We start from the raw sequence: 25,653 nt of genomic DNA on the forward strand, positions 1-25,653 counted from the left end.
CCCGACGATCCGAGCGACCCGGAGGAACCCCCGATGGCGACACCCGTCGGCAGCACGGCACGCGAACAGCACGTGCCGGAGCCCGCCGCCCTCGACGAGCTCGTCCGGCGGCTGCGGCAGGTGCCGGACCGGCAGCGGCGCTTCGCCGTCACCGCGACGGGCGCCCGCCGGCTGCACCGGATCCGGCCCGAGCTGCTCGCCGCCCTCACCACCGCCGGCGTCCCGTACGTCGGCGGGGGCGGCGACCGGCTCTACGACGGGTACGACCTCGGCAACACCGCCCTGCACCTCGGTCTGGTCTCGGTGCAGAGCCGCTCCATGCGGTCCTGGGCCAAGGCCCTGGAGACCGCGGCCCCGGCCGGCCCGGAAGGGAGCGGCCGGGGCTACCGGGTGGAGGTGGTCGCCGGGTGCCCGGCCCCCGGGCACCCGGGGCGGTGCGGGTACGGGGTGCTGACCGCCGCCGGGCGGCGGCGGGCCGAGGGCGGGCCGGTGGACGCCCGGCTGGCCGGGCTGCTCGTCCGGCCGGTCGCCTCCTGGCCCGAACTTCCATCGAACATCAGGGAGTTGCTTGCCGAGGTGGAGGGCATCGGGTTCTTCCTGCTGCCCGAGGCGGTGCGCTGGGACCAGGAGTTCATGTGGCACACCCGGATGGCGGACTGCGGGGGTGCCGCCGCCTGGCTGGTCTCCGAGGGTGAACGGCGCGGGATGAGGACGCGGTTCTCCTTCGGGCTGCTGGTCGCCCAGCCCTACTCCACGCCGCACTGCTGGGCGGAGTTCCTGGTCGACGGCGTGTGGGTGCCGGTGGATCCGCTGCTCGTCCGGGCGCTGAACGACTGGGGCGGGCTGGACGCCCGGTCGTTCCCGCCCGACGGCCGGCCCGGCGCGCTCTTCCACCGGCTCTCCGACCGCTTCACCAAGGTGGTCAGCCACGCCGGCGTGTGGGCCCAGGTGTCGCTCCCCACCGAGCGGATCGAGGAGGGCGGTTGAACCGCCCGACCGGCCCTTGCAGGGGCGACAGTCGGTTTTCGGACATCTCCCCGCTACGGCCTGTGTCGTGGCCGTGACCACTCCGCGCACGGCCTAGGCTGGGCACTGACCCTGGAGCCGTGGGGCCCCAACTCTCTTTGGACGACGGAAGGATGGGGCATGACTCCGCAAGAGCTGTCCGACTTCGCGCTGGAACTCCCGGGCACCACCGACGACGAGGCGTTCGGCCCCGGCGCGACGGTGTTCAAGGTGGAGGGCAAGGTTTTCGCCATCCTCCAGGACGAGACGTCGGACCAGACGGCCCAGGTCACCCTCAAGTGCGAGCCGGACCTCGCGCTCCATCTGCGCGACCAGTACCCGGCCGTGGGACCCGGGTACCACGTCAACAAGCGCCACTGGAACACGGTCGTCCTCGACTCCACCGTCCCGGTCCCCGAAGTACGGGAGATGGTGGAGCACTCCTGGGACCGCGTCGTCGCGGGCATGCCCAAGGCGGCCCGCGACCGGCTCCGGCTGCAGCGCGGCTGAGGCCGGCCGGCGGTCCCGTTCCCGACCCGCACTGACCTGCACGAACCGAGCGAGAGAGAGCACTGCTCATGGCAGTCCCGAAGCTGACCCTGTTCGCGATCGTCGCTGACGACCTGGCCAAGTCCCTGGCGTTCTACCGCCGCCTCGGGCTCGACATCCCCGCCGAGGCGGACTCCGCGCCGCACGTCGAGGTGGTCCTCGACGGCGGTCTGAAGCTCGCCTGGGACTCGGTCGAGACCGTCCGCAGCTACGACGCGGAGTGGCAGGCGCCGACCGCCGGCAGCCACCGCTTCGCCGTCGCGTTCGAGTTCCCGGACGCGGCGTCCGTCGACGCCAAGTACAAGGAGCTGGTGGGCGCCGGTTACGTCGGCCACATCGAGCCCTGGGACGCGGTCTGGGGCCAGCACTACGCGATCGTCCTCGACCCGGACGGCAACGCCGTCGACCTGTACTCCGCGCTGTAGGACCGATCTCCCCACGGAGGCCCGGGTCGTGACACTGCTGGGGATCGACGTCGGCGGGACCAAGGTCGCCCTCGTGCTGGAACGCCCGGGCCTGCGCCGACCGGTGCACGCCCGCTTCGACTGGCCGCGCCCGGCCGACCTCAGGGTCGGCCGGGAGGCCGATCTGGCGGCGCTCGCCGCGGCGGTCGTCCGGATCACCGGCGCGGCCGGTCCGGGCGCCGTCCGGTCGGCCGGGCTCGCCCTGCCGGCCACCGTCCGGGACGGCCGGCTCACCTCCTGGCCCTCCCGGCCCTCCTGGGCCGGGCTGCGGCTGGACACGGTGCTGGAGCGGGTCCTGCCGGGCGTCCCGGTCCGGTACGAGGACGACGGCAACCTCGCCGCGCTCGCCGAGGCCGCCCGCGGCGGCGTCCGTGACCTGGCCTACCTGGGGCTGGGGACGGGCGTCGGCGGCGGGATCGTGCTCGGCGGCCGGCTGCACACCGGCCCGTACGGCGGCGCCGCCGAGGTCGGCCACCTGGTGGTCGACCCCGGCGGCGCCGGCTGCGTCTGCGGGCGGACCGGATGCCTCCAGGCCGTGGCCTCCGGCCCGGCGACGCTGGCCCGGGCCGCCGCGGCCCGGGGTGCGCCGGTCGGCCCGGCGGAGTTCCGGGCCGGGCTCGCCGAGGGCCGGGCCTGGGCGCTCGGACCGCTGCGGGAGACGGCGGCGGCGCTGGCCGTCGCGGTGGTCAACCTCGGGGAGCTGCTCCAGTGCGCCGAGGTGCGGCTGGGCGGCGGGTTCGGACACGGGGTCCCGGGGCTGGTCGGAGCGGTGCGGCGGGAGGTCCGCCGGCTGGCCCGGCCCGGGGTCGCCCCGCCGGCCGTCCGCCGGGCGCGCTGCGGGGCCCGGGCCTCGCTGCACGGGGCGCTGCTGCTGGCCCGCGGGGCGGCGGACGGCTGACCGGCGCCCCGGCCTCCCGAACCCCCGGGCACCCCGTCCGGTGCCGTCCCGCGGCCTTCCCGGACCCGCCCCGAACACCCGAACACCCGAACGCCCCTCCCGGGAACGTCGGAGGGGCGTTCGGGTGTCCGCCGTCAGTGCGGCAGCCGCCCGCCGGGCAGCCCGAGCAGCTCCCGCAGCGCGGGCGCGACGTCGTAGATCGAGAGGCCGTCGGCCCGGCCCGGCGTGACACCGGGGGAGTCGAGCAGGAAGACCCCGGTGTCCCCGTGGTTGGCGTGGTCCGGGCCGGTGTCGTTCTCCGTGGTGTACAGCCCCTGGCCCATGCCGAGCGTGGCGAGTGCGCGCCACCGCAGGTTGCCCACGTAGACGAGGAGGTCGGGGGCGATGCCGTTGACCTCGGGGTAGAGCTGGTCGGGGCGCAGGGCCCGGGTGCCCATCGGCTGTCCGGCGTCGTCGGGCAGGAGCTCCAGGGCGGTCGCGATCCGGTCGAGGGTGTCCTGGTACTCGCCGGCGGGCACGGTGCCGTGCGGTTCGCGGCCCTCGACGTTGAGGAAGATCCGGCCGTAGTACCCGCCCTCCGCCCAGGCGGTGGTGCGTTTCCAGTCGACGTCCGCCTTGGCCATCGGGGTGGGCCCGGCAGGCTCCGTGGCGAGGACGAGCAGACCCTCCTTGCGCAGCCACTCGTTGATGAAGAGTCCGCCGACCATCGGCTGGGCGCCGTGGTCGGACACCACCAGGACGGTGGTGTTCTCGGGCAGGCAGGCCAGGAACTCTCCGATGTGCCGGTCCAGCGCCCGGTAGTAGTCGCGGAAGAGGTCGATGTAGGGGTTGCCGGGCTCGTGCCGGGGGTGCTCGGGGTCGCAGTACTTCCAGAAGCCGTGGTGGAGCCGGTCCGGTCCCATGTCGACGAAGGAGAGGAACTCCCAGTCCTGGGTGGTGGCGAGGTGCCGGGCGACCTGGAAGCGCTGCTCGCTCAGGTCGAAGATCTGCTGGGAGACCCGGGCGAGTTCGGGCGAGCGGAAGTTCTCGACGTCGAGCGCGTACCCGCCGGTGAGCTTCTCGATCTCGTCGCGCAGTCCGGGCGGGGAGGTGTACTGGGCCCGCGTGGAGGGGGCGAGGAAGCAGGAGACCATGGCGCCCCGGATCGGGGTGGTCGGGTAGGTGCCGGGGACGCCCAGGACGACGCTGTCGCGGCCGGCGGCGGTCATCTCGTCCCAGATCCGGGGCGCCCGGATGCTGTGGGAGGTGGCGAAGGCGAGCGGGCCGTAGTCGTGGGCGGCGCGGTCGCGGAAGCCGTAGACGCCGAGTTCCCCCGGGGTGCGGCCGGACATCATGCAGGACCAGGCGGGCATGGTGATGGGCGGGTCGACGCTGCGCATGGGGCCCCACAGGGAGCGCCGGCGCAGCGCGGTCAGGACGGGCATGTCGTCGGCGAACCGGTCGAACAGCAACTGCGGGGTCGCCGAGTCGAGTCCGATCACGGCCACCCGGCCGGGGTGGGGCATCTGGTTCTCCCTCAGGGAGTCGGTCCGAGGACGGCCTGGGCCTTGTCGTCGGGGCGGTCGCAGGGGCGGTCGGAGGGGCTGTCGGCGGGGCTGTTGTCGGGGTGACCGTAGGGGCGGTCGGCGGGCACCAGCAGGGTGAGCGAGCGGGCGGCGACGCGGTAGCCGAGCGCCCCCATGCCCATCACCACGCCGGCGGCCAGCGGCGCCGTCACCGAGGTGTGGCGGAAGCTCTCGCGGGCCCAGACGTTGGACAGGTGCACTTCGATCCAGGGCGGGCCGAAGTCGGCGAGCGCGTCGCGCAGGCCCCAGCCCGCGATCATCAGGGCGCCCGGGTTGACCACCGCGCCCGCCACGTCGCCGTGCCGTTGCAGGGCGTCGATCAGCTCGCCCTCCCCGTTGTGCTGCGCGGAGACGACCTTCCAGCCGCGGACGGCGGCCTCCTCGGCGACGGCGGCCTCGATCTCGGCGAGGGTGGTGGTGCCGTAGATCTCGGGTTGCCGGGTGCCGAGGGTGCCGAGGTTGGGGCCGTTGAGCAGCAGGATCCGGCTCACGGGCGCCCGCACCTCCCCCTCGTCCGGCGGCTTCGCCGGGTCACGTCGCCCGCGCCGTTCCGCCGGCGCCGAGGACGACGGCGCCGTCCAGCCCGAGCGGGTGGACCCCGACGGCGGCGAGCAGGGTCGGCGCGACGTCGAGCATGTCCAGCGAGGCGGGTCCGGTGCCGCCCGGGGCGGCGGGCGGCGGGGCGGCGCCGCGCCGGTAGAACAGGGCGTTGTCGCGGGTGTGGGTGCCGGTCAGGGTGTCGGTGCGCAGCGGCGCCCTGCCGCCCCAGGCGCCGCGCAGCTGCACGCCCCCGGCGGGCAGGGCGAGCAGGTCGGCGGCGTGGTCGAGCAGTGGGCCGTGGTAGAGCTCGGCGGGGCGGTGGACCGCGGCGACCAGGAGCGGGCCGTCCACGTCGGTGCCGACGCGGACGCCGTCGCCGCGCAGCCGCAGCAGCTCGTCGGCGATCTCGTCGGCGAGCGCGTCGGCCTCGGTGTCGGTCAGGCCGCCGCGCGGGAAGCGGTGCTTGCGGTGGAGGTAGATCCGGGCCGGGTCGAGGGCGAAGGCGTGGCTGCGGGTGTCGAGGTCGGCGAGCTTCGCGGTGGTGTCGAGGTCGGCGAGGTGGCCGGCCTCCCGCAGCCAGGCGTTGAGGTAGAACTGCCGGTCGACGGGGCCGAATCCGTGGTCGCTGACCAGGAAGAGCTCCTCGTCGGGGCGGCAGACGTCGGCCAGCCGGCCGGCGCAGTCGTCGACCAGGCGGTAGAAGTCGCGGACCGCGCCGTGCAGCGGGTCGGCGGGGTCGGCGACGGCGCGCCAGAGGAAGTGGTGGACCCGGTCGGTCTCGGTGAGGACCGCGATGCCGAGGTCCCACGGCTCCTGGGTGAGGACGTGCACCATGGCGTCGGTACGGGCCCTGAGGGCGCGTCCGGCGCGGGCCAGGAAGCCTGCCGGGTCGTCCGCGACGTCGCCCACCTCGACGTCCAGCTCGTAGGCGAAGCGCTTGAGCTCCGGGAGGAGGCGGCCGGGGGTGACGGCGTTCTCGATGCGCGGTGCGACGAAGCCGGAGACCACCACGCCGTCGACGGCGGGCGCCGGGTAGGTGCCCGGCACGTTGAGGCAGACGGTGCGGCGGCCGGCTGCGGAGGCGAGTGCCCAGAGGGCGGGTTCGCGCAGGTGCAGCAGGTTGGGGAAGCAGATCCGGTAGCCCTCGTCGGGGACGAGGTCGGTGAAGCCGAAGATGCCGTGCCGTGCCGGGTTGGTGCCGGTGAGGAAGGTGGCCCAGGAGGTGGAGCTGATCTCCGGGACGGGGGCCCGCAGCGGGGCGCAGTACCCCTCGGCGAGCAGGGCGCCGAGGCGGGGCATGACCCCGTCGGCGGCGAGCTCGGCGAGCAGGGTGCGGGGCATGCCGTCGAGCCCGATGACGAGGGCGCGCTCTGCCATGGCTGCCGTCTCCCCGGTTCAGGCGGCCGGGGTGCCGGTGCCGGCGCCGGTTCCGATGCCGGACGTCCGGCCGTGGACGTATTCCGCCAGGAGGTCGAGATCGTCGATCAGTCTGATCGAAAGGTCCTCGTCGGCGATCTCCACGCCGAACTCGCTTTCCACCCAGATGAGGAACTCGATGGTATTGATCGAATCGAGTCCGAGGGCCTCGACGAGTCCGCGGTCCGGTATCTCGGAGGGCGCGACGGACAGTTCGAGCGAGTCCACGAGAACCTTGCGCAGTCGGGCCTTGATCTCTTCCACGGCGGGGGTCCTTTCGGCGAAGGCGAGGAGGACGGCGGGAATGATCGCCGACGATCGTCGGCGTTTCCGATCGATCTTCGTGAACGACCGGGAGTGATCGGAATGTGCGCGGCCGGCCCCGGGGGCGGTCGGGTGGAGCAGGCCGGAGCGGCCTGCGGGCCGTGCGGGGCGAGGCTCCCGAGCATGGTTCATTTCCCGGCGGCGTACCACCTTACGGGAACGTATTTTTCGCGTCAGGCATGTGCTTCTGGCCATTTCCTGCTGTCCGGACGGCCTGAACGATCGGTCGCGAACGGAGCCCGGGGCGTTTCTGCGCAGCGACGTCCCGGTCGTCCGACACCGTGTCGGCGGGTGGCGGGAAAACGCCGGTGCCGATGGGCGTCGAACCCGGTCGGACGCTTGGTGTTGACGTGTTCGGGATGACCTGGCCATGATTTGCGTGGCTGAGCGAACGGTTGTCCACCCCCCTCCCTGCCGGCCATTTCTCACGGAGCAGTACGCCCGAGGCCGGCCGGTCCGAGGTTTTCGATCGGTGGCCCCGCCCACGTCCGAGCGGCAGTCCGGCGGGTCGCGTCACACCCGGTGTCCGGCGGCTCCGCCCGACGGACGGACCGGTTTGCAGCAGGGTCGCCCCCCGTGTGCGGCGGCCTGCCCCCATGCCGCACACGACCGAGAGGCCCGACCCATGTCATCCATTCCGGTCCAGTCGCCCCTGACGTTTCCCGCTTGGCCGCAGCACGGTGCCGAGGAGCGTGAGGGCCTTCTGCGCGTCCTGGAGCAGGAGGGCTGGTGGCGCAACGGGGGCAGTGAAGTCGACAGCTTCGAAAGGGAGTTCGCCGATCTGCACGGAGCCCACCGCGCCATCGCGACCACCAACGGCACGCACGCGCTGGAGCTGGCCCTGTCGGTGCTCGGCGTCGGGCCGGGCGACGAGGTGATCGTCCCGGCCTTCACGTTCATCGCCACCTCGCTGGCCGTCCAGCGGGTCGGCGCCGTGCCCGTCCCGTGCGACGTCCGGCCGGACACCTACAACCTGGACGTCGAGGCCGCCGCCCGGCTCGTCACCCCGCGGACCAAGGTGGTCATGCCGGTCCACATGGCCGGGCAACTGGCCGACATGGACGCACTGGCGGAACTCGCCGCCGCCACCGGCGTGGCGGTCCTCCAGGACGCGGCGCACGCGCACTCGGCCCGCTGGCGCGGCAGCCGGGTGGGCGAGCTCGGCTCGATCGCCGCGTTCAGCTTCCAGAACGGCAAGCTCATGACGGCCGGCGAGGGCGGCGCCGTGCTGCTGCCGGACGACGAGACCCACCGGGAGGCGTACCTGCGGCACGGCTGCGGGCGCCCCCCGGGCGACCGGCTCTACGCCCACCTCACCCAGGGCTCCAACTTCCGCATGAACGAGTTCTCCGCCACCGTGCTGCGCGGCCAGCTGTCGCGCCTGGAGGCGCAGGTGACCCTTCGGGAGGAGCGCTCGCGGCACCTGGCCGCCCTGCTTGGCGCAATCCCCGGGGTGGTGCCGCAGGACCGCGACGAGCGCTGCGACCGCATGGCGCACTACATGGCGATGGTCCGGCTCCCCGGCATCACGCGCGATCGCCGGCTCGCCGTGGTGGACGCGCTGCTCGAACACGGCGTGCCCGCGTTCGTGGCCTTCCCACCGGTCTACCGCACCGCCGGCTACTTCCAGGGGCCGGCCGTCGGCGACGTCGACGAGATCGCCAAGCGCTGCCCGGTGTCCGAGGAGATCGGCTCCGACTGCCTCTGGCTGCACCACCGGGTGCTGCTCGCCGACACCCCCGTCCTCGACCGGCTCGCCGAGGTGTTCGCGGACGTCGTCGCCGCGAACTGATCCCGCCGCCGAGCCCACCGTCCGGACAGATCGGACCAACTCTCAAGGAAGCGGCAGTAGATGACGGTGCATCAGGCATTTTCCACCGTGGTGTTCGATCTGGACGGCGTGCTCATCGACAGTTTCGGCGTGATGCGCCAGGCGTTCGCCGCGGCCTACCGCGAGGTCGTGGGCGACGGGGAGCCGCCGTTCGACGAGTACTGCACCCACCAGGGGCGCTACTTCCCGGACATCATGCGGCTGATGGGACTGCCCGGAGGGATGGAGCGGCCCTTCGTCGAGGCCAGCCACCGGCTGATCCACGAGGTGGAGGTGTACCCGGACGTGCCGCTGGTGCTCAAGCGGCTCCGGGAGTCGGAGGTCCGGACCGCGATCGCCACCGGCAAGTCCGGCGACCGGGCGCGGACCGTCCTGGAGGTGGTCGGACTGCTGCCGCTGCTGGACACCGTCGTCGGCAGTGACGAGGTGGACCGGCCCAAGCCGGCCCCGGACATCGTCCGGGAGGCACTGCGCCGGCTCGCGAGCGAGCCCGGCGACGCCGTCATGGTGGGCGACGCGGTGATCGACATCCAGAGCGGGAGGTCCGCCGGGACCGCCACCGCGGCAGCCCTCTGGGGCGAGACCGCCACCGATCAACTCATCGACGAGAAGCCAGACTTCGTGCTCGCCAGACCGACGGACCTGCTCGCCCTGGTGCAGGGGGGTGCCCGGTGAGCGCCGGGGTGGCGCAGGCGCCGCGCTGGAGCGTCGCGGCCCCGCAGGGCGCCGGTCTCGAACTGGCCGGCCTGGGCGGGTCCGCAGCCTGGCGGACCGTCGTCGAGACCGCCGCGCTGGCCCGGGACTGCGGCTACCACGCCCTCTGGCTGGAGGACCGCACCGACACCCTGCCGCGCCGCGAGGCACAGCCGGTGGTCGAGGCCTGGACCGCCCTCGGCGCGCTCGCCGCGACCCTGCCCGGCATCCGGCTCGGCCTGCTGGCCGCGGGCCCGCCGCACCGCAACGCGGTGGTCCTCGCCAAACAGGCCGCCTGCGCCGACGTCATCTCCGGGGGGCGGCTGTCGCTCGCTCTGACCACCGCCGGACCCCTCCCCGAGCACGTCGCGGCCGGCACCGTGCCCGGCACCGCCCTGGCCGCGGCCGATCCCGCGGCCGACCTCGTGGCGCACCCCGGGACCGACCTCGCGGCTGATCCCGCGCCCGTGCTCGCCGAGACCATCGGGGCCCTGCGGGCCCTGTGGTCCGGCACCCGGACCGACGCGCCCGGCCCCGCCGTCCCGCTCGCCGGTGCGCACGCGGTACCGGTCCCGGTCCAGCCCCGGCTCCCGCTGGCCGTCCGGGTGGACGCCGCCGCACCGGACGCGGCCGCCCGGCTGCCCGAGGCCGCGGTCCGCGAGTGCGCCGCCGTCCAGTGGCAGGGCGAACCCGAGCAGGTCGCCGCCGCGATCCGGGCCTTCGGCCGCCGCCGGGAGGAGCTCGGCCTGGCCCCGGAACAGGTCCGGCACGCGCTGGTCGCCGAGGGCCGGGTCTTCGACGACCGGGTGGCGCGCGACCGCTGGCTCTCCACCCCGCACGTCGTGGTGTTCTGGAGCCACCACCCCGATCTGCTCGCCCGCCGCAGCCTGTACGGGACACCGGACCAGCTGGTCGAGCGGGCCGCCCGGTACACCGAGGCCGGGGTGGGCGAGTTCCTGCTCTGGTTCCGCGACTACCCCGCGACGGAGAGCCTGCGCAGGTTCGCCGCGGAGGTCGCCCCCCGGGTGCCCGCGCCGCCCGCCCCGGTCCCCGTCCGCGTCCCCGTCCCCGTCCGCGAGGGGTGACCGATGCCGACCGCCGCCCCCGCCCTGCTCACCCCGGACTGGCTCGCCGCCGCCGGCCGGCTCGCCGCCCCCGACCCGGCCCCGCGCAGCACGGTCGCCCTGCGCCTGGCGATCACCGACCCGCCGCCCGGCACCGCCCCGGCCGCCGACCTCCTGGTGGACCTCGCCGGCGGACGGCTCGCGGTGACCGCGGCGGCCGGCGATCCGCCCGGACTCCTGCTCACCCTGCCCTACGCCGCCGCCCACACCCTGCTGCTCGGCCCGGCCCGGGCCCGCGCGGAGATCCTGGAACGCGGCGACGTCACCGTCCTCGGCAACTTCAGCCTGCTGTTCTTCGTCGACGCCGCGCTGCAGCGCGACCGGGCCGGCCAGGTCGCAGCCCTGCGGGCCGGCACCGCCGCACTGCCGCCGGGCGCCGCCCCCGCCGCCGGTCCGGAACCCGTCCCGGTGGGCACCGCCGACCCCGCCCCGGCCGACGTCGACGCCGTCGCCCGGGCCGCCGACGTCCTCCCGCGCACCCTGCGCGAACTGGGCCGCGAGGTCGGCACCTCGACGCCCGGCGCGCAGTTCTACGCATCGCTGCACGGCAAGCCGCTGGCCGACGTCGGACTCGGCCTGGCCCGCCCCGGGGTCGCCATGTCGGCCGGCTCGGCGCCGCTCTGGTACTGCTGCGCCAAGCCGCTGCTCTCGGTCGCGCTCGGCCGGCTCTGGGAGGCGGGCGACTTCGACCCCCACCTCCCGGTGGCCCACTACCTGCCCGAGTTCGGGACCGCCGGCAAGTCCGCGATCACCTCGATGGACCTGCTCACCCACACCGGCCCGGTGCCCACCGGCGCGGACCCGCTGCACGGCGTGGTCACCGGCCCGGACGACGAGCGGCTCCGCCGCGCCCTCGCCACCGTCGTGGAACCGGGCCCCGCCGGCGCCGGGCCCGGCATCAACTACAGCCAGTGGTGGGCCTGGTACGTGCTGGCCCGGCTGCTGCCCGCCATCGACGGGCGGGACTACCCGGCGTACGTCGAACAGGAGATCCTGCGCCCCTGCGGGATGGACCGCACCAGGGTCCACCTCTCCCCGGAGGACTACGACGCGTACGGCGACCGGCTGCCGCTGATCCACGTCAGCAACCTCGGCGACACCCCGCAGCCCACGTACTTCTGGTCGACCCGCGGTGCCACCACCCGTTGCGTGCCCGGGGTGAACACCCGCGGCCCGCTGGGCGATCTCGGGCTGCTGCTGGAGATGCTGCTGGCCGGCGGTGCCGCGCCCGGCGGCCGGATCCTCGCGCCGACCACGGTGGCCGCGCTGACCGCCCGCCACCGCACCGGGCTGCACGACCGCTACGGCAACGCCGACTGGGGCTTCGGCCTGCGGCTCGAATGCCGCACCCTCGGTCCCGCGTACACCAGCTTCGGCACCCACGCCTCGCCCCGCTCCTTCGGCCACGACGGGCTGTGGACCGCCGTCGCGTTCGCCGACCCGGACGCCGGCCTGGTACTGGCCGTCCACCTGAACGGCAAGGTCGAGCACGAGCGGCACCGCGAACGCATCGTCCGGATCGCCGACGCGGTCTACCAGGATCTCGGGCTCACCTGACGCCCCGCCCCCGAAGCCCCGCCCCCCGACGCCCTGCACCCGACGCTCCGCCCCCGCTCTCCCGTCCCGGCCCCGCACTCCGGCCGGCCCCCAGCCAGGAAGGCGCCCGATGGCACAGCAGCCCGCGCTCCCGTTCCTCCCCGACCCCGCCGAGGTGGGCAGGCTCTACGACCGCTACACCGACCTGGGCAGCGCCACCCTGGGCGAGAGCCTGCACTTCGGCTACTGGGACTCCCCGGACAGCCTCGTCCCGCTCGCCGAGGCGACCGACCGGCTGACCGACCTCATGACCGACCGGCTGAACATCGGCCACGGCTCCCGCGTCCTCGACCTCGGCTGCGGCACCGGCGCGCCCGGCAACAGGATCGCCCTGCGCACCGGCGCCCAGGTGACCGGCATCTCGGTGAGCGGACGCCAGGTCGAGCGGGCCAACGCCCTGGCCGACAGGCTCGGCCTGGCCGACCGGGCCCGCTTCGAACACGCCGATGCGACGGACCTGCCGTTCGCCGAGGCCTCCTTCGACGCCGTGATCGCCCTGGAGTCGATCATCCACATGCCGGACCGCGCCCATGTGCTGGGGCAGGTGGCCCGGGTGCTGCGCCCGGGCGGGCGCCTGGTGCTCACCGACTTCTTCGAGCGGGAGCCGATCCCGGAGAACGGCCGGGCCGCCGTGGACCGGTACCTGCGGGAGTTCCTGATGACGATGATCCAGGCCGAGGACTACCCGCCGATGCTGCGCCGGGCCGGCTTCCGGTTCGAGGAGCTGACCGACATCAGCGAGCCCACCCTGCGCCGCACCTTCGTCGAGCTGTCCGAGCGGATCAGCGGCGCGGCCACCGACCTGTCCGCCGCCCACGGCCCGGAGCTGGTCGACCGGTTCAACCCGCACGACATGATCGACGTGGCCGGGTTCGGCCACCTCCTCGTGGTCGCGACCCGGACGGAGAAGTGAGCCGGCGATGACCACCGACCCCCGCGCCGACGACGACCTCGGCACCTTCTACGACCGGGTCAACGACGCCATGGCCGACGCCATGGGCGGCTACCTGCACGGCGGTTACTGGGACGGCCCGGTCGACCCCGAGGAGGTCGAACGGGCCGCCGACCGGCTGACCGACTTCGTCTCCGACCGCCTCCTCCTCGCCCCCGGTCAGCGCGTGCTGGACATCGGCTCCGGCAACGGCAAGGCCACCGCCCGGATCGCCCGCCGCCACGGCGTGCGCGTCACCGGCATCACGCTCAGCCCGCGCCAGGTCCGCCAGTCGACCGAGCTGGCCGCCGAGCTGGCGCTGTCCGACACGGTGGACTTCGAGGTCCACGACATGCTCGGACTCTCCTTCCCGGACGCCGCGTTCGACGCGGCCTACGCGATCGAGTCGATCTGCCACGCCGAGGACCGCACCGGGGCCTTCAGCGGGCTCGCCCGGGTGCTGCGCCCCGGCGCCCTGCTGGTGGCGACCGACTTCGTGCTGCTGCGCCCGCTGGAGACCGACGAGCACCGCAGGCTGGTGGACGGCGCCATGAAGAACTACCAGCAGGGTCCGATGCTCACCCAGGAGCAGTACGAGACCTGTGTGCGGGACGCCGGCCTGGAGGTCGTGGACTTCACCGACATCGGCGAGTACGTCCGGCCGTCCTACCAGGTGGTCGGGCACAACCTCCTCCGCGGCGGGGAGAAGCTGCGGGATCAGGTCACCGAGGAGGAGTTCCGTTACATGGTCGAGGACCTCGCCGGTTTCGGCGACATCACCGAGCTCGGCTACGCCGTGGTCACCGTCCGGAAGCCGTCCGGCACCGCCGCCCGGCAAGGGGGCTGAGCCGATGTCGTCCACCGCGACCAGGCCCGGCGCCGCCGCCGCCGACTGGACGGCGGCCACCGCGCCGGGTGCGCTGCCGCTGCTGGGCCACCTGGTGCCGCTGCGCCGCCGGCCGCTGGAGTTCCTGACCGGGCTGCCCCGCCACGGCGACGTGGTCGAACTGAGGATGGGCCGCCGGACCGTCCACATGGTCTGCCACCCCGAGCTCGTCGGCCAGGTGCTCAAGGACCCGCGGACCTTCGACCGCGGCGGGCCGTTCTACGAGAAGACCAAGCTGCTGATGGGCAACAGCCTCGGCAACTGCCCCTACGCCGACCACCGGCGGCAGCGGCTGCTGGTCCAGCCGTCGTTCCGGCGGGAGCGGATCGCCACCTACCCGCAGGTGATGCGGGAGGAGATGGCCGCCGAGACGGCCGGCTGGCGCCCCGGGGGCACCATCGAGGCCAACGACCGGATGCACGCCGTGACGGCCCGGATCGGCGCGCGGGTGCTGCTCTCGACCGAGATCGGGACCGATCACGTGGACCGGATCCTGCGCTGCCTGCCGATCGTGCTCAAGGGCATGTACAAGCGGATGGTCGCCCCGGTCGGTCTGGTGTACCGGGTGCCCGGGCCCGAGTCGCGGCGCTTCGAGGGCGCCCTGGCGGACCTCCGGGAGCTGATCGACTCGATCATCCGGAACTACCGGGGAGCCGACCAGGACCACGGCGACCTGTTGTCCGGCCTGCTCGGCGCGCGCGACGAGGACGGCCGGGGACTCTCCGACCAGGAGATCCACGACCAGGTGATGAACTTCCTCACCGCGTCCACCGAGACCACCGCGACCGCCCTCGCCTGGGCGCTCCAACTGCTCGGCCGGCACCCCGAGTACGAGCGCCGGCTCCAGGAGGAGGCGGACGCCTTCGCCGCGTCGGGCGGAGCCGACGCGCACGGCCGGGACGGGCTGGACTACACCCGCCAGGTGGTGAACGAGGTGCTCCGGCTCTACCCGCCGGGGTGGCTGGTCACCCGGGTCGTCACCGCCGACACCGAACTGGGCGGCGTCCGGCTGCCGGTGGGCTCGGTCGTCTTCTACAGCTCGTACGCGCTGCACCGCAACGGCGAGCTCTTCCCGGACCCGGAGCGCTTCGACCCGGACCGCTGGTCGCCCGAGCGGGTGGGCGACGTGCCGCGCGGCGCGATGATCCCGTTCGGCGCGGGCAGCCGCAAGTGCATCGGCGACGACTTCGCGATGATGGAGACCACGCTGGCGCTCGCCACGATCGCCGCGCGCTGGCGGCTGCGGCCCACGTCGGACACGCCCGTCCACCCCAAGCCGCGGGCTCTGGTGGGCATGGGCGAGCTGCCGATGGTGACCGAACTGCGCTGACCGGGCTGCGCGTCGGGCCGGGCTGCGTTGACCGGTCTGCGGCGGGCCGGCTGTGGCGGGCCTGCTGCGGCGGGCGCGGGGGAACACCCCGGCGCCCGCCGCCTCCTCACCGGTCCAGCAGGTACTCCACGGCGACCCGCACGACCAGCAGGTCCTCCTCGGCGGGCAGCAGCTCGCCGAGGAATTCCGCGTGCGACTTCCCGGTGTACCGGCGCGACATCTCGTCCATCAGCCCGTCGTGCAGCTTCACCGGCTCGATCGACGCCGTCCCGCGCACCGCCAGGTAGGTGTACGGGGCGTCGGCCGGGTGCAGCAGCACCGAGATCCGCGGATCGCGCCGCAGGTTGCGCTCCTTGTGGCTGCCCCGCTCGATCCCGAAGAGCAGGTCGGTGCCGTCGTGGCCGACCCAGACGACGGACTGGTGCACCGTGCCGTCCGCGCGGAGGGTCGCCACCACGGCGAACACCGGCGCCGCCAGCACGGCCCTGGCGTGTTCGGTCAACGGCACGCGGGCCATCACGCCTCCCGCCGGGGAGCGGTGCGCCGACGGCGCAGCGAGGGGTCGGTCAGCGACTGCGGCACCCAGTGGTGGTCGGCGCGGTTGAGGTCGACGCCGGGCGGCACGATCGCGTCGATCCGGTCGAGCACCTCGTCGTCGAGTTCCACCCCGGCCGCGCCCAGCAGGTCGGTCAACTGCCCCGGCGTGCGCGGGCCGAGGAGGACGGAGGTGACGGCGGGATGGGACTGGACGAAGGCCAGCGCGAGGTGCGCCGGCGACAGCCCCGCGTCGGCGGCCACCTTGCGCAGCTCGGCCACCGCCTTCGCCTTGGCGGCGTTCTCCGGGACGGAGAGGTCGAACTTGCGCTGTTCCAGCACGGCCCGCCCGACGCCCGGCCGGATCTCCCGGCCGGTGAGCCAGCCCGCCCCCAGGGGCCCCCAGGGCAGGACGCCCATGCCGTGCCGCTGTGCGGTCGGCAGGACGTGGGTCTCCACGGAGCGGGCGAGGGCGGAGTACTGCGGCTGCTCGCTGCGGAACCGGACGTGTCCGCGCCGTTCGGAGACCCACTGGGCCTCGACGATCTGGTCCGCGGGGAAGTTGGAGGTGCCGACCGCGCGGACCTTGCCGGAGCGGACGAGGTCGGAGAGCGCGGAGAGCGTCTCGTCGATGTCGGTGTCCGGGTCGATCCGGTGCACCTGGTAGAGGTCGATGTGGTCGGTGTCGAGGCGGCGCAGCGATCCCTCCACCGCCCGCGTGATCCAGCGCCGGGAGTTCCCGCGGTGGTTGGCGTCCGGGCCCATCGGGCTGTGGAACTTGGTGGCGAGGACGACGTCGTCCCGGCGGCCCCGGATCGCCCGGCCGACGATCCGCTCCGATCCGCCGTCGCCGTAGATGTCGGCGGTGTCCACGAGGTTGATGCCCGCGTCCAGGGCCAGCCGGATCGTCCGGACGCCCTCCTCCTCGTCGGTGTTGCCCCAGGAGCCGAACATCATGGCCCCGAGGGCGAATTCGCTGACCGATATGCCGGTGCCGCCCAGAATCCTGTGTCTCATGCGACGTGTGCCCTCCGTCGTCGGACCGGTCGGATGAACGGTTCCACTCTGACCCAGCGGCCACGGGCACGCCAGGGGACGTGTGCGAGATGTCCGTTTTCTCTCCAGGTCGGCTGGTATGGTACTTCTCGCCCGATGGCTGACGCTCCGTCAGTACCCTTTCTGCACAACCTCGGGAGGCCCCGCGTGCGTACCGTCCTCGAACGCGCCGAATGGTTCGTCTGGCTCTCCGCCCGTCCGCTGGAGCAGCACCGCTTCGCCCACCACTTCCTCGGCGGCGGCGCCGACGCCGTGGAGACCGCGCTCGCCGCCTACGTCCGCCCCGACGGCGGCTACGCGTACGCGCTGGAGGCGGACGTGCGCGGGCCGTCCTCGCAGCCGCTGGCCGCGGCCGCGGCGCTCAACGTCCTGGACGAGATCGGCCGGTGCGACGCCGCCCGCACGGCTCGGCTCCGCAGTCACCTGCCGAGTCTGACCTCGCCCGACGGGGGCCTGCCGACGCTCCATCCCGGCATCGCCGGCTACCCGTCCTCGGCCGTCCTCACGGTGCGGCCTAACCCGCCCGGCAGCCTGCTGGCCACCGGTGTGATCGTCGGCCGGCTGCACCGCAACGGCATCGAGGACCCGTGGCTGGACGCCGCGACCGAGTTCTGCTGGCAGGCCGTCGACGGTCTGACCTCCTCCCACCCGTACGAGGTGGAGGCCGCCCTCGCCTTCCTGGACGGCGTTCCGGACCGGGGGCGGGCCGCCAAGTCCGCCCAGCGGCTCGGCGAACTCGTCCGCGACCAGCGGCTGGTGGTGACCGACCCGGCGCGGGCCGAGGAGTTTCCGGTCCACCCCGCGTACGCGGCGGGGGAGTACCACTACGTCACCGACGTCCTGCGGAGCCCCCGTTCGCTCGCCCGGGAGTGGTTCACCGAGCAGGAAGTGGCGCGTTGCCTGGACCACCTGGCCGCCGTGCAGCAGGAGGACGGCGGCTGGCCCGTGCTGTGGCGGCTCTGGGCCCCGGGCTCGGCGGCCGAGTGGCGCCCGATCGTCACCCTGGACGCCCTGCGCACCCTGCGGGCCCACGGCCGGCTCTGACCGTTCCCGCCGGACGGACCCCGGACCCGGACCCCGGATCTCGGATCCCTGATCCCGGACGCCGCCGGGTTCGCCGGTGTCCGGGGTCCGCCGGGTCCGCGGGCGCCTAGGGTCCGTCGGGCGCGGCCGGGCGGCTCCCCTCCGGCTCGCGCTCCATCGCGTCCAGGGTGCGGGCCACCACCTGCTCGGGCACGTCCGGCACCAGCTCGACACCGCGCGGCCCGTCCAGCACGAACGCGAGCGCCGTGCCCGACAGGGCCTTCTTGTCCTGCCGCATGAGGGCGATCAGGGCCGCCGTCCCCACTCCGGCCGGCAGCCGCTCGCGCAGCCCGTACGCGCGCACCGTCGCCAGGTGCTCGGCCACCCGCTCCGGGCCGATCCGGCCCAGCGCACCGGCCAGCCGCCCGGCGAACACCGTGCCGATCGCGACGCCCTCGCCGTGCCGCAACGCGAAGTCGGTGGCCCGTTCCAGGGCGTGGCCCAGGGTGTGTCCGTAGTTGAGGATGTGCCGCAGCCCGCCGTCCCGTTCGTCGGCGGCCACCACCGAGGCCTTCAGGGCGACGCTCGCGGCGATCTGCTCGTGGACGGGCAGCCCGCGCAGGTCGCCGGCGCCGATGAAGTGGCAGCGGGCGATCTCGCCGTACCCGTTCGCCCACTCCACCGGCGGGAGGGTGCGCAGGTGGTCGGTGTCGCACAGCACGGCCCGGGGCTGCCAGTAGGCGCCGACCAGGTTCTTCGCCTCGGGCAGGTTGACCGCGGTCTTCCCGCCGACCGCCGCGTCCACCTGCGCCAGCAGGGTGGTCGGCAGATGGATCACGGCCACCCCGCGGTGGTACAGCGCCGCGGCCAGGCCGACCGCGTCGGTCGTGGTGCCGCCCCCGCAGGAGACCACCACGTCGTGGCGGGTCAGGCCGTATCCGGCGAAGGCCCGGCAGAGCTCCTCCACCGTGGCCAGGGTCTTGCGGTGCTCGCCGTCCTGGGCCGGGACGAGCAGGGACGGCACGCCCGGGTCCGGGACCTCCTCCGGCGGGCGGGCCGACACCACCACGGCCCGGGCCGCGCCGGTGGCGGCCACGACGGAGGGGAGCAGGTGCCGGACCCCGGGGCCGATGTGCACGGGGTAGGAGCGGTCACCCAGCCGTACGTCGATCCGTCGAGGAGTCGTCATGTCCACAGGGTGCCGACTCCGGATGCCCGTGAACAGAGCGCCTCCCGGGCCCCTTCCGAGCCCCTTCCGAGCCCCTCGCCCGACCGCCCGCGCTCGGGAGGCGGGGCCGCACGGCCTGTGTTTGTGTGGGGGCGCAGCCCGCTCGGGAGAGGTGAACCACCGTGACCATGCCGCCGTTCGGATCGAACGACCCGTTCTCCGACCTGCTCAGCCGGTTCTTCGGCATGAGCCCGATGGCGTCCCCACCCAACGTGCAGCGGGTGCCGATCGGTCGGCTGCTCAGCGAGTCGGCGCAGGAGCTGCTCGGCCTGGCCGCGCAGCGTGCCGCCGAGGACGGGAGCAGCGATCTCGACACCGCGCACCTGGTGTGGGCGTCCACCCGGGTGGATCCGTCGCGCCGGATGCTGGAGCGGGCCGGGATCGACCCGGACCGGCTGGCCGGCGACCTGGCGGAGGCGCTGCCGGTCGGCGCGGAGACGCCCACCGGGGACGGCCGGCCCGCGTTGACGCCGGCCGCCAAGCGGGCGCTGCTCGCCGCGCACGCCCGTTCGCAGGCGGCGGGTGCCTCGTACATCGGGCCCGAGCACATCCTCGGGGCGCTGCTGGAGGAGGAACGGTCGGGCGCGGGGGCGGCCCTGCGGAACGTGGCCCCCTCGCAGGAGGCGCTGCGCACGGTGCTGGACGGCCGCAGCTCCGGTGGCGAGCGCAGCTCCGGCGGTGCGCAGCCGAGCCGGACGCCCACCCTGGACGAGTACGGCCAGGACCTCACCGAGGAGGCGCGGGCGGGCCGGCTGGACGCGGTGGTCGGCCGGGCCGAGGAGATCGAGCAGACCGTCGAGATCCTGTCCCGCCGGACCAAGAACAATCCGGTGCTGATCGGCGAGCCGGGCGTCGGCAAGACGGCGATCGTGGAGGGGCTGGCGCAGCGGATCGTCTCCGGTGACGTGCCGCAGAGCCTGAAGGAGAAGCGGGTCGTCACCCTGGACCTCACCGGGCTGGTGGCCGGCTCCAAGTACCGCGGCGAGTTCGAGGAACGGCTGAAGAGCGTGATCGACGAGGTCACGGCGGCCGAGCAGAGCGTGATCCTGTTCCTCGACGAGCTGCACACGGTGGTCGGGGCGGGCTCCGGCGGCGAGGGTTCGATGGACGCGGGCAACATCCTCAAGCCGGCCCTGGCCCGCGGCGAGCTGAGCGTGGTCGGCGCCACCACCCTGGACGAGTACCGCCGGCACATCGAGAAGGACGCCGCCCTGGAGCGTCGCTTCCAGCCGGTGCTGGTGCCCGAGCCGACCGTCGAGGAGACCGTCGAGATCCTGCGCGGCCTGCGCGACGCGTACGAGGCGCACCACCAAGTGCGCTTCACCGACGAGGCGTTGGACGCCGCCGCGACGCTCTCCGACCGCTACGTCAGCGACCGCTTCCTGCCGGACAAGGCGATCGACCTGCTGGACCAGGCGGGCGCGCGGGTCCGGCTGCGCAGCCTGAGCGGATCGACGACGGCGATGCCGGTGCAGGACCGGATCACCAAGCTGCGACGCGAGCTGGAGGAGGCGGTGGCGGACGAGGAGTTCGTCCGGGCCGCCAACCTGAAGGCCGAGCTGCGCCAGACCGAGGACGAGCTGGCCGCGCTCGCCGAGGACCGGGAGGAGGTCGTCGCCGTCACCGCCGAGGACATCGCGCAGGTGCTCTCCCGCCGTACCGGCATCCCGGTGGCCGAGTTGAACGCCACCGAGCGTGAGCGGCTCCTGCGGCTGGAGGAGCACCTGCACGAGAAGGTGATCGGGCAGGACCAGGCGGTCACGGCCGTCGCCCAGGCGGTGCGCCGCGGTCGGGCCGGCATGGGCGACCCGGACCGGCCGACCGGCTCGTTCCTCTTCCTCGGGCCGACCGGTGTCGGCAAGACCGAGCTGGCCAAGGCCCTGGCCGCGCTGCTCTTCGGCGACCCGGACCGGATGATCCGCTTCGACATGAGCGAGTTCCAGGAGAAGCACACGGTCTCCCGGCTGGTCGGCTCCCCGCCCGGGTACGTCGGCTACGACGAGGCGGGCCAGCTGACCGAGGCGGTGCGCCGCAAGCCGTACAGCGTGCTGCTCTTCGACGAGGTGGAGAAGGCCCACCCGGACGTCTTCAACCTGCTGCTCCAGGTCCTGGACGACGGACGGCTGACGGACGCGCAGGGCCGCACGGTCGACTTCCGCAACACCGTGGTGATCATGACCAGCAACATCGGGTCGCAACGGATCCTCGACCACGCCGGCGACGTCGACGAGATCAAGGACGAGCTGATGCGGGACCTGCGGACGCAGTTCCGGCCGGAGTTCCTCAACCGGATCGACGAGGTGATCGTCTTCCACGGGCTCACCCGCAAGGACCTGCTCCAGGTGGTGGGCCTGCTGCTGGACCGCAGCCGGCGCCGCCTGAAGGCGCAGGACGTCCGGCTGGAGGTGACGGACGACGCCAAGGAGTGGCTGGTGAACCGGGGTTACCAGCCGGAGTTCGGGGCCCGGCCGCTGCGCCGGACGATCCAGCACGAGCTGGACAACCGGATCTCCAACCTGCTGCTGGACGGCAGCGTGCAGGAGGGCGACACGCTGGTGGCGAAGGTGTCGGGCGGCGAACTGGTGGTGGTGACGGAACGGCCGGAGCCCTCGGCGACCTTCGCGGAGGCCGAGGAGAAGGCGCCGGAGTAGTAGGGGCGGCAGGGCCGGGAGGCGGCGCGTCGGGAGTGACCGGCGCGCCGCCCGGGCGTTCAGGACTGCGGGAAGACCTCGCGCAGCAGCGGGTCCGGCAGGCCGCGCTTGCCCCACTCGCGCGGGTAGCCGAGCGAGACCTCCTCGAACCTGACGCCGTCGTAGCTGGTCCGCCGGGGGATGTGCAGGTGGCCGTAGATCATCGCGGCGGTGTTGAAGCGGCGGTGCCAGTCGGCGGTCAGCTCCGTGCCGCACCACTGGGCGAACTCGGGGTACCAGAGGATCTCGGTGGGTTCCCGGACCAGCGGGTAGTGGTTGACCAGGACGAGCGGCAGCTCCGGGTCGTGCCCGGCCAGCCGCTTCTCGGTGAGCCGGACGCGCTCGCGGCACCAGGAGTCGCGGTCCGGGAACGGGTCCGGGTGGAGGAACCGCTCGTCGGCGCAGACCACGCCGGACTCGTAGGCGGCGGCCAGCGACTCCTCCTTGGTCGTGGTGCCGGGGGCCCGGAAGGAGTAGTCGTACAGCACGAAGAGCGGCGCGACGGCGACCGGGCCGCCGGCGCCGGTCCAGACCGGGTACGGGTCCTCGGGGGTCACCACGCCGAGTTCGCGGCAGAGCCGGACCAGGTACTCGTACCGGGCGACGCCGCGTAGTTGGACCGGGTCGTTGGGGTGCGTCCACAGCTCGTGGTTGCCGGGCGCCCAGATCACCTTGGCGAAGCGCTCGGCGAGCAGGCCCAGCGCCCAGCGGATGGTGGTGGTGGACTCGGCGACGTCACCGGCGACGATCAGCCAGTCGTCGGGGGATTCCGGGCGTAGCTGCTCCACCAGGTCGCGGTTCTGCTGGTAGGAGACGTGCAGGTCGCTCACGGCGAGCAGGCGGCCGGCCCGCCCGGGCCCGGTGTCGCCGCGCCCGGCGGTGGTCCTGTCGGTCGCTCCGGTCACTTCGGTCACTTCAGCCCCCATGTCGTCACCCGGCCTCCGGCCAACAGTACGGGGGGCGGACGGGTGTGTGCCCGCAGAGTGGCCGGATCTCGACCACCGGAGGCGGGGACCGGACCCCGGAGGACCCCGGTCGGCGCCGGGTCGGACCCCGGAGGACCCCGGCCCGGCGCCGACCCGAGCCCGGTCGACCCCGGCCCGGCGCCGGAGGCCGAACCGCCGGAGCACGCCGTGGTCGGCCGACCCGGGGCGCGAGCCGGCGGGTTGCGGCCACGGCCCCGCCTCCAGCCGCGGCTGATCAGCGTCGGCCGCCGGCACTGGCCGGTGGACGGTGCCGAGGCCAATAGCCCTCAGGGGTAGGCGAGTTGATGCTCCGGCCATTCGGCCGGTGCGTCGGGATCGGTCGGGGCGGCCGAAATCGTCGCCCCGGTCGGGGCGTCCGGATCCGGACGCGGCGCGACTCTTGACAACACGTCATGTCCGCGACAGCTTTGGTGCACCCCCACACCGAGAGGTCTCTCATGAAGAAGCCGCTCATAGGCACGCTCGCCACGCTCCTGTTCGCCGGGGCCACCGCCCTGGCCGGAGCCCCCGTGGCGACCGCCGCCCCCTCCGTGACCGCCCCGACCGCCGCGACCGCCGAAGCCGCGGCCCGGACCGTCGCGGCGGCGCCCGAGGGTCAACAGGCGCTCGCCGCGGTCACCTTCGCCGGTACCGTCGCGCTCAACAACTGTTCCGGCTCGCTCGTCCGGCTCCCCAACTCCACCGCCAACGACCCGGCCCTCGTGCTCTCCAACGGCCACTGCCTGGAGACCGGCATGCCCGGCCCCGGCCAGGTGGTCGTCAACCGGGCGTCCAGCCGCACCTTCACGCTGCTCAACGCGAGCGGCGGATCGCTCGGCACGCTCCGTGCCACCAAGATCGTGTACGGCGCCATGACCGACACCGACGTGTCGATCTACCAGCTGAACACCACCTACGCCGCGATCCAGTCGCAGTACCGGATCGCCCCGCTGACCGTCGCGGCCACCCACCCGGTCCAGGGCACCCCGATCAAGGTCGTCTCCGGGTACTGGAAGAAGATCTACTCCTGCTCCGTCGACGGGTTCGCCTACCGGCTGAAGGAAGCCGAGTGGACGTTCAAGGACTCCGTCCGCTACACGTCCAGCTGCAACGTCATCGGCGGCACCTCGGGCTCGCCGGTCGTCGACGCCAACGGCACCGTCGTCGCCGTCAACAACACGATCAACGAGTCCGGCCAGCGGTGCACCCTGAACAACCCCTGCGAGGTCGACCAGAACGGCGCGGTCACCGTCCGCCGGGGGATCGGCTACGCCCAGGAGACCTACACCATCCCGGCCTGCTTCGCCTCCGGGAACCGGCTCGACCTGACCCTGCCCGGCTGCACCCTGCCGCGCCCCTGACCAGCACGTTCACCCCGATGGGCCATCCGCGACCTGCGGGTGGCCCATTCGGCCGTCTACCGGACGGCCGGTCCGTACGGCAGCCGCCCGCCGGCTGTCGGAGAGTACGGACAGAGCATCGAACAGTTCCGTTGACCCGATGGAGAGTTGATGACCAAGAAGCTCAGAGGGCTGCTGGTGGCCGTCCTGCTGATACCGCTGTTCGGCCTCGGCCTGGCCACCCCGGCGCTCGCCGAGGGTGCCGCCGCGGGCGCGTCCTCCGTCGCCGACGACCCGTCGGCCGACATCAAGGACCGCCTGGCGGCGATCCGCGGACTGACCGTGACCGAGGAACGGCCCACCACCACCGGCCACCGCTACTTCCTGCTCACCTACACCCAGCCGATCGACCACGACCGCCCCTGGCTGGGCAGCTTCCAGCAGCGGCTGAGCGTGCTGCACCGCGGCTACGACCGCCCGACCGTCTACTTCACCAACGGCTACGCGCTGCGCACCACGCCCTCGCGCACCGAGCCGGCCCGGCTGGTCGACGGCAACCAGGTCTCCGTCGAGTACCGCTACTTCACGCCGTCCCGTCCCGTGCCCGCCGACTGGAGCAAGGCCGGCATCCGTCAGGGGGCCACGGACTCGCACCGGATCATCACCGCGCTGAAGCGGATCTACCAGGAGGAGTGGCTCTCCACCGGCGGTTCCAAGGGCGGCATGTCGTCGACCTACCACCGCCGCTTCTTCCCGGACGACGTGGCCGGCACCATCGCCTACGTCGCGCCGAACGACGTCGACGACCGTGAGGACTCCGCCTACTCCCGGTTCTTCCGGAACGTCGGCACGCCCGAGTGCCGGGCCGCGCTGACCGCCGCCCAGCGCGAACTGCTGGTCCGCCGCGACCGGCTGTTCGCCCGCTACACCGCCGACAACGCCGCCGCCGGCTCCACCTTCACCACCACCGGCAGCGCCGACCGGGCGTACGAGTCCGGCGTGCTCGACACGGTCTGGGCGTTCTGGCAGTACAGCCTGGCCGCCGACTGCGCCAAGGTCCCGGCCGCCACCGCCACCGACGACGAGCTGTACGCCTGGTTCGACGCCCAGTCCGGCATCACCGGCAACAGCGACCAGTCGCTCGCCAACTACACGGCGTACTACTACCAGGCCGGCACCGAGCTGGGCGCGCCCAGCTTCGACGTGTCGCACCTGAAGGGCCTGCTGCACTACGACTACAAGGAGCTGTACTCGCCGCGCACCTACGTGCCGAAGAACATCGCGATGCGGTTCGACCCGTCCGCGATGCGCGACATCGACCGCTGGGTGCGGAACTCCGCCGAGCGGATCATCTACGTCTACGGCCAGAACGACCCGTGGGGTGCCGAGCCGTTCCGGCTGGGCCGGGGCAGCGAGGACAGCTACGTCTACACCGTGCCCGGCGGCAACCACGGCGCCAACATCGAGAAGCTGCCGGCCGCCGAGTCGGCGGCGGCCACCGCCAAGGTGCTGGAGTGGGCCGGACTCGGCGGGGACGCCGCGGCCCGTTCGCTGAGCGGGCAGTACCGCGTCCCGCCGATCGGCCCGCTCGACGAGGAGGGGCTGAAGCAGGACCGCGTCCGCCTGTAGGGCACGCGCCTGCCCGCGCCCGCCTGTAGGGCGCGG

The 25,653-nt window shown here is 73.7% G+C and carries 23 protein-coding genes; 15 read left to right on the forward strand and 8 right to left on the reverse strand.

Going from position 1 to position 25,653, the window contains the following annotated elements:
• Positions 1-33 precede the first annotated feature (33 nt).
• From PUR56_RS32490 to PUR56_RS32505, 4 genes are all read left to right on the forward strand, one after another.
• Positions 34-987, forward strand: a complete 954-nt coding sequence (locus PUR56_RS32490; protein ID WP_329951572.1) for a transglutaminase domain-containing protein — start codon at positions 34-36, stop codon at positions 985-987.
• Between the two features lie 159 nt (positions 988-1,146).
• On the forward strand, positions 1,147-1,515 hold the full coding sequence (locus PUR56_RS32495) for an MmcQ/YjbR family DNA-binding protein (protein ID WP_329951573.1): 369 nt from the start codon (positions 1,147-1,149) through the stop codon (positions 1,513-1,515).
• A 68-nt stretch (positions 1,516-1,583) separates the two neighbouring features.
• The gene (locus PUR56_RS32500; protein WP_329878924.1) at positions 1,584-1,979 is read left to right on the forward strand and encodes a VOC family protein; all 396 of its coding nucleotides are present in this window, start codon (positions 1,584-1,586) and stop codon (positions 1,977-1,979) included.
• A 28-nt stretch (positions 1,980-2,007) separates the two neighbouring features.
• Positions 2,008-2,916, forward strand: coding sequence for an ROK family protein (locus PUR56_RS32505; RefSeq protein WP_329951574.1), 909 nt, complete (start codon positions 2,008-2,010; stop codon positions 2,914-2,916).
• Between the two features lie 134 nt (positions 2,917-3,050).
• Here the strand turns inward: PUR56_RS32505 and PUR56_RS32510 are convergent, their stop codons facing one another.
• Genes PUR56_RS32510 through PUR56_RS32525 form a run of 4 tightly spaced genes read right to left on the reverse strand, consistent with a single transcriptional unit; the run spans position 3,051 to position 6,701 of the window.
• A complete protein-coding gene (locus PUR56_RS32510) occupies positions 3,051-4,421 on the reverse strand; it encodes an alkaline phosphatase family protein (protein ID WP_329878922.1) in 1,371 nt (456 codons plus the stop codon).
• 11 nt (positions 4,422-4,432) lie between these two features.
• A complete protein-coding gene (locus tag PUR56_RS32515; protein ID WP_329951575.1) occupies positions 4,433-4,972 on the reverse strand; it encodes a type II 3-dehydroquinate dehydratase in 540 nt (179 codons plus the stop codon).
• A 40-nt stretch (positions 4,973-5,012) separates the two neighbouring features.
• A complete protein-coding gene (locus tag PUR56_RS32520; RefSeq protein WP_329878920.1) occupies positions 5,013-6,398 on the reverse strand; it encodes an alkaline phosphatase family protein in 1,386 nt (461 codons plus the stop codon).
• A gap of 18 nt (positions 6,399-6,416) precedes the next feature.
• Positions 6,417-6,701 (reverse strand): phosphopantetheine-binding protein, encoded by a 285-nt coding sequence (locus tag PUR56_RS32525; protein ID WP_329951576.1) that lies wholly within the window; start codon positions 6,699-6,701, stop codon positions 6,417-6,419.
• A 685-nt stretch (positions 6,702-7,386) separates the two neighbouring features.
• Here PUR56_RS32525 and PUR56_RS32530 point away from each other — a divergent pair.
• The 7 genes from PUR56_RS32530 to PUR56_RS32560 all read left to right on the forward strand — a co-directional run bounded on the left by PUR56_RS32530 (position 7,387) and on the right by PUR56_RS32560 (position 15,152).
• Positions 7,387-8,553: an aminotransferase class I/II-fold pyridoxal phosphate-dependent enzyme gene (locus PUR56_RS32530; RefSeq protein ID WP_329951577.1), complete on the forward strand. Its 1,167-nt coding sequence runs from the start codon at positions 7,387-7,389 to the stop codon at positions 8,551-8,553.
• Positions 8,554-8,613: 60 nt separating this feature from the next.
• A complete protein-coding gene (locus PUR56_RS32535) occupies positions 8,614-9,267 on the forward strand; it encodes an HAD-IA family hydrolase (protein ID WP_329951578.1) in 654 nt (217 codons plus the stop codon).
• Positions 9,264-10,370, forward strand: a complete 1,107-nt coding sequence (locus PUR56_RS32540) for an LLM class flavin-dependent oxidoreductase (protein WP_329951579.1) — start codon at positions 9,264-9,266, stop codon at positions 10,368-10,370. The genes PUR56_RS32535 and PUR56_RS32540 overlap by 4 nt, the downstream gene beginning before the upstream one ends.
• Before the next feature lie 3 nt (positions 10,371-10,373).
• Positions 10,374-11,966: a serine hydrolase domain-containing protein gene (locus PUR56_RS32545; RefSeq protein ID WP_329951580.1), complete on the forward strand. Its 1,593-nt coding sequence runs from the start codon at positions 10,374-10,376 to the stop codon at positions 11,964-11,966.
• Between the two features lie 109 nt (positions 11,967-12,075).
• Complete coding sequence (locus PUR56_RS32550) at positions 12,076-12,918, forward strand: methyltransferase domain-containing protein (protein WP_329878914.1); 843 nt, start codon at positions 12,076-12,078, stop codon at positions 12,916-12,918.
• Between the two features lie 7 nt (positions 12,919-12,925).
• Positions 12,926-13,783: an SAM-dependent methyltransferase gene (locus tag PUR56_RS32555; RefSeq protein ID WP_329951581.1), complete on the forward strand. Its 858-nt coding sequence runs from the start codon at positions 12,926-12,928 to the stop codon at positions 13,781-13,783.
• Between the two features lie 4 nt (positions 13,784-13,787).
• Positions 13,788-15,152, forward strand: coding sequence for a cytochrome P450 (locus PUR56_RS32560; protein ID WP_329951582.1), 1,365 nt, complete (start codon positions 13,788-13,790; stop codon positions 15,150-15,152).
• A 106-nt stretch (positions 15,153-15,258) separates the two neighbouring features.
• On the opposite strand, the gene PUR56_RS32565 is transcribed toward PUR56_RS32560, so the two are convergent.
• Positions 15,259-15,660 carry a PPOX class F420-dependent oxidoreductase gene (locus PUR56_RS32565; protein ID WP_329951583.1) on the reverse strand — a complete coding sequence of 134 codons (402 nt, stop codon included), beginning with the start codon at positions 15,658-15,660 and terminating at the stop codon, positions 15,259-15,261.
• Between the two features lie 8 nt (positions 15,661-15,668).
• A complete protein-coding gene (locus PUR56_RS32570; protein ID WP_329951584.1) occupies positions 15,669-16,703 on the reverse strand; it encodes an aldo/keto reductase in 1,035 nt (344 codons plus the stop codon).
• A 135-nt stretch (positions 16,704-16,838) separates the two neighbouring features.
• Between PUR56_RS32570 and PUR56_RS32575 the strand changes: the two genes are divergently transcribed.
• A complete protein-coding gene (locus PUR56_RS32575; protein ID WP_443034602.1) occupies positions 16,839-17,786 on the forward strand; it encodes a hypothetical protein in 948 nt (315 codons plus the stop codon).
• A gap of 106 nt (positions 17,787-17,892) precedes the next feature.
• On the opposite strand, the gene PUR56_RS32580 is transcribed toward PUR56_RS32575, so the two are convergent.
• Complete coding sequence (locus tag PUR56_RS32580) at positions 17,893-18,954, reverse strand: 3-dehydroquinate synthase family protein (protein WP_329951586.1); 1,062 nt, start codon at positions 18,952-18,954, stop codon at positions 17,893-17,895.
• 167 nt (positions 18,955-19,121) lie between these two features.
• Here PUR56_RS32580 and PUR56_RS32585 point away from each other — a divergent pair, with 167 nt between their 5' ends.
• A complete protein-coding gene (locus PUR56_RS32585; RefSeq protein ID WP_329951652.1) occupies positions 19,122-21,644 on the forward strand; it encodes an ATP-dependent Clp protease ATP-binding subunit in 2,523 nt (840 codons plus the stop codon).
• Between the two features lie 59 nt (positions 21,645-21,703).
• Here the strand turns inward: PUR56_RS32585 and PUR56_RS32590 are convergent, their stop codons facing one another.
• Positions 21,704-22,597, reverse strand: a complete 894-nt coding sequence (locus PUR56_RS32590) for a metallophosphoesterase family protein (protein ID WP_380360327.1) — start codon at positions 22,595-22,597, stop codon at positions 21,704-21,706.
• 509 nt (positions 22,598-23,106) lie between these two features.
• Between PUR56_RS32590 and PUR56_RS32595 the strand changes: the two genes are divergently transcribed.
• Positions 23,107-24,009: a S1 family peptidase gene (locus PUR56_RS32595; protein ID WP_329951587.1), complete on the forward strand. Its 903-nt coding sequence runs from the start codon at positions 23,107-23,109 to the stop codon at positions 24,007-24,009.
• Between the two features lie 150 nt (positions 24,010-24,159).
• A complete protein-coding gene (locus PUR56_RS32600; protein WP_329951588.1) occupies positions 24,160-25,617 on the forward strand; it encodes a S28 family serine protease in 1,458 nt (485 codons plus the stop codon).
• Positions 25,618-25,653: the final 36 nt, after the last annotated feature.

Source organism: Streptomyces sp. BE303 (genome assembly GCF_036290945.1).
Classification (GTDB): Bacteria; Actinomycetota; Actinomycetes; order Streptomycetales; family Streptomycetaceae; genus Kitasatospora.